Origin of the sequence: Haladaptatus sp. W1 (genome assembly GCF_001723155.1) — an archaeon.
GTDB classification, from domain to species: Archaea; Halobacteriota; Halobacteria; order Halobacteriales; family Haladaptataceae; genus Haladaptatus; species Haladaptatus paucihalophilus.
In genome coordinates, this window is the sequence record NZ_MEIH01000396.1 from 1 (window position 1) to 6,944 (window position 6,944).

13 protein-coding genes are annotated in these 6,944 nt (G+C 60.0%); 5 read left to right on the top strand and 8 right to left on the bottom strand.

Annotation, left to right across the window (positions count from 1 at the left end; genetic code table 11):
• Nucleotides 1-203 precede the first annotated feature (203 nt).
• Genes BG842_RS24980 through BG842_RS24990 form a run of 3 tightly spaced genes read left to right on the top strand, consistent with a single transcriptional unit; the run spans nucleotide 204 to nucleotide 1,695 of the window.
• Nucleotides 204-428, top strand: coding sequence for a hypothetical protein (locus BG842_RS24980; protein WP_007977383.1), 225 nt, complete (start codon nucleotides 204-206; stop codon nucleotides 426-428).
• A gap of 38 nt (nucleotides 429-466) precedes the next feature.
• Nucleotides 467-898, top strand: a complete 432-nt coding sequence (locus BG842_RS24985) for an SRPBCC family protein (protein WP_069452907.1) — start codon at nucleotides 467-469, stop codon at nucleotides 896-898.
• Nucleotides 895-1,695, top strand: a complete 801-nt coding sequence (locus BG842_RS24990; RefSeq protein ID WP_069452908.1) for a carbon-nitrogen family hydrolase — start codon at nucleotides 895-897, stop codon at nucleotides 1,693-1,695. Before BG842_RS24985 ends, BG842_RS24990 begins: the two co-directional genes overlap by 4 nt.
• Before the next feature lie 32 nt (nucleotides 1,696-1,727).
• Here the strand turns inward: BG842_RS24990 and BG842_RS24995 are convergent, their stop codons facing one another.
• The 4 genes from BG842_RS24995 to BG842_RS25010 form a co-directional block, all read right to left on the bottom strand.
• The gene (locus tag BG842_RS24995) at nucleotides 1,728-2,327 is read right to left on the bottom strand and encodes an archaellin/type IV pilin N-terminal domain-containing protein (protein ID WP_069452909.1); all 600 of its coding nucleotides are present in this window, start codon (nucleotides 2,325-2,327) and stop codon (nucleotides 1,728-1,730) included.
• A gap of 203 nt (nucleotides 2,328-2,530) precedes the next feature.
• Nucleotides 2,531-2,767 carry a UPF0058 family protein gene (locus tag BG842_RS25000; protein WP_007977379.1) on the bottom strand — a complete coding sequence of 79 codons (237 nt, stop codon included), beginning with the start codon at nucleotides 2,765-2,767 and terminating at the stop codon, nucleotides 2,531-2,533.
• A gap of 282 nt (nucleotides 2,768-3,049) precedes the next feature.
• Nucleotides 3,050-3,229 (bottom strand): hypothetical protein, encoded by a 180-nt coding sequence (locus tag BG842_RS25005; RefSeq protein WP_069452910.1) that lies wholly within the window; start codon nucleotides 3,227-3,229, stop codon nucleotides 3,050-3,052.
• Between the two features lie 96 nt (nucleotides 3,230-3,325).
• A complete protein-coding gene (locus BG842_RS25010) occupies nucleotides 3,326-3,520 on the bottom strand; it encodes a cold-shock protein (protein ID WP_007977377.1) in 195 nt (64 codons plus the stop codon).
• Nucleotides 3,521-3,707: 187 nt separating this feature from the next.
• On the opposite strand from BG842_RS25010, the gene BG842_RS25015 reads away from it, so the two are divergent.
• Complete coding sequence (locus tag BG842_RS25015; protein WP_018128740.1) at nucleotides 3,708-4,901, top strand: putative manganese transporter; 1,194 nt, start codon at nucleotides 3,708-3,710, stop codon at nucleotides 4,899-4,901.
• A gap of 14 nt (nucleotides 4,902-4,915) precedes the next feature.
• Here the strand turns inward: BG842_RS25015 and BG842_RS25020 are convergent, their stop codons facing one another.
• The 4 genes from BG842_RS25020 to BG842_RS25035 form a co-directional block, all read right to left on the bottom strand.
• On the bottom strand, nucleotides 4,916-5,206 hold the full coding sequence (locus BG842_RS25020; protein WP_069452911.1) for a winged helix-turn-helix domain-containing protein: 291 nt from the start codon (nucleotides 5,204-5,206) through the stop codon (nucleotides 4,916-4,918).
• Nucleotides 5,207-5,336: 130 nt separating this feature from the next.
• Entirely contained in the window at nucleotides 5,337-5,642 is a 306-nt protein-coding gene (locus BG842_RS25025) for a hypothetical protein (RefSeq protein ID WP_007977357.1), read from the bottom strand.
• A gap of 58 nt (nucleotides 5,643-5,700) precedes the next feature.
• Nucleotides 5,701-5,976 carry a winged helix-turn-helix domain-containing protein gene (locus BG842_RS25030; RefSeq protein WP_007977355.1) on the bottom strand — a complete coding sequence of 92 codons (276 nt, stop codon included), beginning with the start codon at nucleotides 5,974-5,976 and terminating at the stop codon, nucleotides 5,701-5,703.
• A gap of 61 nt (nucleotides 5,977-6,037) precedes the next feature.
• Nucleotides 6,038-6,322 (bottom strand): DUF357 domain-containing protein, encoded by a 285-nt coding sequence (locus BG842_RS25035; protein ID WP_069451646.1) that lies wholly within the window; start codon nucleotides 6,320-6,322, stop codon nucleotides 6,038-6,040.
• A 113-nt stretch (nucleotides 6,323-6,435) separates the two neighbouring features.
• Here BG842_RS25035 and BG842_RS25040 point away from each other — a divergent pair.
• On the top strand, nucleotides 6,436-6,944 hold a 509-nt coding region (locus BG842_RS25040), incomplete at its 3' end, for a glutaredoxin domain-containing protein (RefSeq protein WP_175424285.1).

A 6,944-nucleotide genomic window follows, 5' to 3' on the forward strand; every position in this document is an offset into this window, starting at 1 on the left:
GTTCATCCTCCTCGCAATCGCTGGTGCAGCGGTAACGTTTGTCACTCCGGGGACGGAAACCGCCGCGTGGGGCTTTGCGACAGCGATGATTGCGGGAGTCCTCGCGGTCGCCGCGAGCCACCTCTATCAGAACTGACTCGAAATCGATACTTGTCCAGCGGAGGATAATGGTTAAGACCGTCAGGCCCGTAGTGGGGGTGAGGATGACAGAGTTCAGCAACGAGGAACAGCGTATCCTCGAATTCCTGCGCGAGAGCGTGGCTGGTGGTGAGCGCTATTTCCGCGCAAAGAACATCGCCAAACACCTCGGACTCTCATCGAAGCAAGTCGGTTCCCGACTCCCCCGACTGGCCGAAAAGTCCGAAGACGTGGACATCGAGAAGTGGGGACGCGCTCGTTCGACGACGTGGAAAGTAAGTCCGAGCTAAGTGGCTGGCTTTTTACCGCTACAGCCTAATCTAGTCGTATGACTGTCCGGGTAGAGCGGACCTTCGATCTTCCGGTACCGCCGGAGGACGTGTGGGACTTCATCGCCGACCCAAAACGCCGAGCCGAAGCTATCAGCGTGGTCGCGGACTACGACACGAAAGCCGGAGGCAGGAGGGCGACGTGGCACATCGAACTCCCGATTCCGTTCGTGAACCGAACGATTCCCGTCAAGACCGAGGACGTGACCCGCGAGGAACCTCGATACGTGAAGTTCGTCGGTCGATCATCGGCGATGCGCGTCACGGGCGAGCACACTATCGAGGAGACCGACTCCGGTTGTAAACTCCACAATCGGTTCATCGTGGAGGGTCGAGTTCCCGGCATCGAGCGCTATTTCAAAAAGCATCTGGACGACGAGTTGACGAACTTGGAGACCGAGCTGCAAGAGGAGGTCGGTGTCGTCTCGTGAAACTCGCACTCGCCCAAATCGCCATCGACGGCGGCGACGTGGAAACGAACGTCCGTCGGGCGACCGACGCCATCGAATCGGCGGCGGAACGCGGCGCGGACCTCGTGGCACTCCCCGAGATATTCAACGTCGGCTACTTCGCCTTCGATACGTACCAGCGAAATGCGGAAGCACTCGACGGGCCGACGCTCTCACGAATCTCCGACCTCGCCGACGAACACGATATCGGCGTCCTCGCGGGAAGCATCGTCGAGGACCTCTCGGAAACCGACGGCGAAACCCCCGCCGAGGAGGGCCTCGCCAACACGTCCGTCTTTTTCGACCGCGACGGGCGACGGAAAGCGGTGTATCGAAAACACCACCTGTTCGGCTACGAGTCGGCGGAAGCCGAGATGCTCGTTCCCGGTGAATCGCTCGGCATCGCCGAGTTCGATGGAATCACCGTCGGGATGACGACGTGTTACGACCTTCGGTTTCCCGAACTCTACCGCGACATCGCGGAGGCGGGCGCGACGTTGGTTCTCGTTCCGAGCGCGTGGCCGTATCCGAGGGTCGAACACTGGGAAGTGCTTACCCGGGCGCGTGCCATCGAAAACCAGTGTTTCGTCGCCGCCATCAACGGGTCCGGATCCTACGAGGACGCGACGCTCATCGGTCGGTCGTCGGTGTTCGACCCGTGGGGAACGATGCTCGCCAGCACGGGCGACGAACCGGAAGTCGTGGTCCGAGACGTCGACCCCACGCGGGTGGAAGAGGTCCGCGGGGAGTTCCCCGCGTGGCACGATAGGCGTCGCTGAGCAGGCTGAAAAAAACTGACAAAGGGGTGAGATTATAGCGCGATTGCGTGGCTATCCGAGAGCGTTTCCGGGATGCTGTGGTGGTACGTCACCGCACCCGCGGTAGTCACGATTTTGACGGTGAACTCCTGTCGCTCTTTGAGTCCGCCGGTGATTCTCTCCGTATCGAGGACGATTCTAAACCGGCCGTCCTGATTGACGAGAACGGGAAGCGTGTCATCGGTGTCACGAATCGATTCGACTGTGAAGTTCTGCTTGTCCGGGGTGCTTCCGTTCACCAGAATGAGACCGTCGTCGGGTCCGAGCCACTCGATTGTCGCCTTCGAGAGGTTGATGTCGCCTGCGCCGGAGCCTTTCATCACCGTGAGATTGACGTAATCCACGACGTGTTGATTCATCGAGGAGTTATACGTGACATTCCCGTACGCGCTGACCACGTGTACGCGGTCGGTAACCTGTGCGGTACTCTCCGTTCCAGTTCGTTGGGATTTCGACTGAAGGAATCCTGCCGTGTTGATGAGGACGCCCGCAGCGATTGCGGCGACCAGCACCATCGCGATGAACACGATGAGTGTTCCGATGCCGACCTGACCTCGTTCCAGCGACGAACTGTCTGTCTTATTATCTTTCATGTTTGTCTTATGGCGTTTTTGTTTGATATTTGTCAGTCCACTACCGTCCGAGTACGGAGGGAAATGTATTATAACACACAGACAGTTATCATGTCTGAGAACCCGATACGGTTCAAATATTGTCACTTCCGGCAGGAGAATTTAGCAACAGCGGAAGTTGCCACTGGAGAATCAGTTATCGTCGAGAATCGGCGTACCGTCGCTCAGTCTGCCTGCGGTGCGACCGCTTCTCGTTCGGTCGCACGCATACCGTCGGTGATGGCCTCGGAGAGTGCAAAAACAGCTGCCTTGTGGTCTGTTTTTGATTTATGAATAGACGTCGGTCGTACACCGAGAGAGTCGTAGTCGTCCAGCGTGATCTGTTTCCCGTCCTGTTCCTCGAAATGGTTGCCAACTTCCGCAAGCAGGCCGTGAAGGTGGATGAGCTCCTGCTTCTTCATAAGCACACGAACGTAACGGTTGCAGGGTTATATTATTATCTTGAGTCCCGTTAGCACGCCGTATAGTCAGCTTTTCGGTGGTTTCCGGTTGGTATCGAAGCTGACTCCGAAATCGTCCGGTTCTGACGCTCGAACACGTTCGATTTCGAGGGGGCAGTCGTCGAGTGTGTCGGGGTCTAACGACGAGTAAACGACTCGTTCGCTACGTGAGACGAGAGACGGCGAACCGCAAAAAGAGATCCGTCGTTCGAAATCGGTCCCTTCGCCGAGTACAACGTCGGCTTACTGGAGTTGTTTGAGCGTTTCGAGGTCGTGCTCGGTCCGCGTGAACTCCGACGTCCGTCTCGTTGCGTGACAGTTCGGACAGTGGAACTGTCGTTTGGGTTCCGGCAGATCGTTGGGACTGGATTCCCAGTGTTTTCCGCATTCCGGGCAGAGTAATCGAACGTAGGTTTCCACCATACCGACAGTATCGGTCGGAAAGGAGAAAAATCTTGTTGGCGCTCTGCCGAAACTGAGCGGCCGCTGTCCGTCGTTCGTCCCCCGAACGAGATTCGTTCAGAGCCGCTGGAGATTCGTCGCGCGTGGGCCTTTGTCCGCCTGTTCGATGTCGAATTCGACTTCTTGTCCCTCCTCTAAGTCCGGGCCGCCGACGTCCTCCATGTGGAAGAACACGTCGTCGTCCGCGTCGTCAGTCTCGATGAAACCGTAGCCGCCGGTGTCGTTAAAGAAGGTGACCGTACCTTTCGCCATTGCAGGTAGATAGAACGGAGTGACGGGCATAAAAATTGCGGCTATTGATATCATATGGCACTATCGCGGTTCGTCGGGGAGAGACGACGGTCGTTCGACGGGCAAAACACTAATGTAGTATAGTACTAAACTAGCTTTTAGATATGTCTAAAACCATCTTCGGTAGGCAGAACGGAGCGTGGAGCAGATGAATAACGTTGTGGAGATATTCTTCGCATCCGTCCGGGACGGCTACGTGCAGGTGAGTGCATTCGTCGCCGTTACCGTCCTCCTCTTCGGACTCGTCCAGTACCGAACGAACGGGGCGCTGGTTGAGCGACTCTCCGAAAACGAGCGCCTCCAACCGTTGTTCGGCGCTCTCATGGGACTCACGCCGGGCTGTGGCGGTGCAATCGTGATGATGCCGTTGTACGTTCGCGGGACGGTCAGCTTCGGCACCGTCGTCGCAACGCTCATCGCGACCGCCGGTGATTCGGCGTTCGTCATCCTCGCACTGGCCCCGAAAGCGGGACTGTACGCCTACGGCGTCGCGTTCGTGACGGCCGTCCTCTCCGGCTACGCCATCGACCGCTTCGGGATGGGTGTCGGCCGAATCGACCGCGCCGTTGCATCGTTCGGACGGACCGCGACCGACGGGGGGTTCGCCGCCGACGGTCCCGGCGGCAATCCGACGCACGAGTACGACGCGGGCTGTGAAACGGGGGCCGCACGAACCTCGTCCGTCCTGACGCCGCTGAGTCACGCGGCTCACGCGGTTTGGTGGGTGTCGGCGGCCGCCGCCCTCGTCCTCGGAGTGATGTACCTGCTCGCGGGTGCGCCGGACGTCGCGCTCACCGTCGGTCCCTCCTATGCCGGAGCGTTCACCGTCGTCGGAGTGACGGGAACCACCCTGTCGTTGTATCTCTACTTCGTCGGCCGACACTACCTCGGTGACGGGCACGTCGGCCGGGCACCCGAATCGTTCGGGGATGCGTACGAAACCCTCACGCACGCGGCGATGGAAACGAGTTTCGTCACCGTCTGGGTGCTCGCCGCGTACCTGCTCTACGAGTACGGTGTCCTGCTGTTCGGTATCGACGTCGGCGCGCTCGCAGCGGCCGCGGGCCTCCTCGCCCCCATCGCCGGTGCCGTCGTCGGCCTGATTCCCGGCTGTGGCCCCCAAATCGTGCTCGCCAGCGTGTACGCCGAGGGCGCGATACCGTTCTCCGCGCTCACCGCCAACGCCATCAGTCAGGACGGGGACGCCCTCTTCCCGCTCATCGCCATCGACAAAACGGCCGCGGTCGTGGCGTCCATCTACACTACGATACCCGCGCTCGTCGTCGGCGTCCTGCTTCACGTCCTGTTCGGCCCGATGAACGGATTCGGCGTCCTCGGCTGAGCCGTGTCGGGACGCTACGACACCGTTCGGATTATCCGCTCGACCTCCTCCCAGTTCCGTTCGGTTTCCGCCGATAGGGCGTACCGCGACCCGTAGTCGCCCGTCACCGTTTCGACGAGTTCGTGCTCGACGAGGACGTCCAAATGATGCCGAACGGTGCTGTAGTCGATGTCGAGGTCGGCCGCCAACCGGTTCGGATTGCGCGGTTCCTCGGCGAGTTCCGCCAGTAGGGTCGCCCGGCGAGCGCCGCCGCGACTGCCGGAGAGGACGTACCACAGTTTCCCGCTTCCGCTCACCTTGACCACGCCCCGGTCGGTGCGCGTCGCGTTCGAGGTGTCACGGACGTTTCGTAGGTCCTCCGGACTCCTTGCTATGAGGTGGCTAAACACGCATAAATGGTCATCTAGTCCGAGAGGAACGGTCGAGAAGAGGAGGTCAGTCCCACGTGACCCACGCGAGGAACACCAGCGCGAGAAATTCGAGGACGTGAAGCGCGAGCATCGCTTTCCACGCGGGGGCGGGAACCTTGGTTGCGAACCAAACGGACAACAAGTTATCCCACGAGTAGATGTAGAACGCCAGCGCGTTTTGTGCGAGGAGCAGGACGGAGAACACCGACAGACCGAGCGTGTGTTTCGACTGAAACTGACGGTAGTTGTCGAGCCACACGTAGCTCAAGCCGAGAAGTAACACCACGTTGAGCGCCGTGGAAACCCGCGCGACGTCTATCCAGATTCCCATCCGTCGTCCCTCCTTTGTAATCGTGTTCGCATATATGCTTTCCCAGATTCGGCCATACTCATTCCACCTTCCCGATTATCTCCTCGACCGTCTCCCAGTGCTGTCGCACTCGGTCAGTCAACAGGTACACCGCACCGTACTCGTCGCCGCTGTTCTCGACGATTCCGTTGTCCATGAGGACGTCCAGATGGTGACGAACCGTCTTGTAATCGAGGTCCAAGTCCTCCGCGAGTTGGTTGGCGTTCCGTGGTCGCTCGTCGACGGCCCGGACCAACCGAACGCGGTTGGCTCCGCCACGGGTACCGGTGAGCACGTACCAGAGGACGCCCTCCATCACCCCCAACCGAAACACTCTGCCCACGTAAGCGCATCGCCCTACTGATTCAGTATGCGGCCTACACCGTGAACAGATGTCCCTCTCGGGGAACGTCGAAGACGCCGATGCGCGCCCCTGCGTCGAGCCACGCGTGGCCGTAGGAAAACGACGCCAGCGCGTTGACGAAATCGCCCTCGTCCTTGAAGTGCCGCCCGTCCTCCAAATACGACCGGGCCATCTCCCGGCAGTCCACCGCCGCTTCGCCCATCGGGGTGTCCGTCGGCGCGGCGATTTCGGCGGCGTCGAGCGCCTCCGACAGCAGGCGTTCGTAGCGGTTCGTCTTCTCGACTAACTCTGCGGGCATAGCCGAATCGTGGCGGAGCGCGAAGGTAAGAGCTTCGAGCGAGTCCGACGGTGAAACCGGAAACGACGGGAGACAGCGCAAGGTAAATACACGACGACGAGTGATATTGCACCATGAACGAAGAGCCTCGTGTCGAGATGTACATCAAGGAGAACTGTTCCTATTGCGATAAGGCCAAAGAACTCCTCGACGGAAAAGGAGTCGAGTACGAGACGTACAACGTAACCCGCGACGAGGAGCTGTTCGAGGAGATGGTCGAACGCGCCGACGGGCGGAAAACCGCCCCGGAAGTGTTCATCGACGACGAGCTCATAGGCGGCTGGGACGAAACCTGCGCGCTCGAAGAGGAAGGCAAGCTGGACGAAAAGCTGGGCCTCGCGCTGGCCGACGGCGGTGAAACCGTCGATTCCGACCCGGAACACCGGAAAGTAATCGTTTCGGGGAGCGGCATCTCGGGACTCACCGCGGCGATCTACTCCGCCCGGTCGAACAACGACCCGCTCGTCCTGCAGGGCGACGAACCCGGCGGGCAGTTGACGCTCACGACGGACGTGGAGAACTACCCCGGATTCCCCGACGGCATCAGCGGACCTGAACTCATCAACAACATGCAGGAACAGGC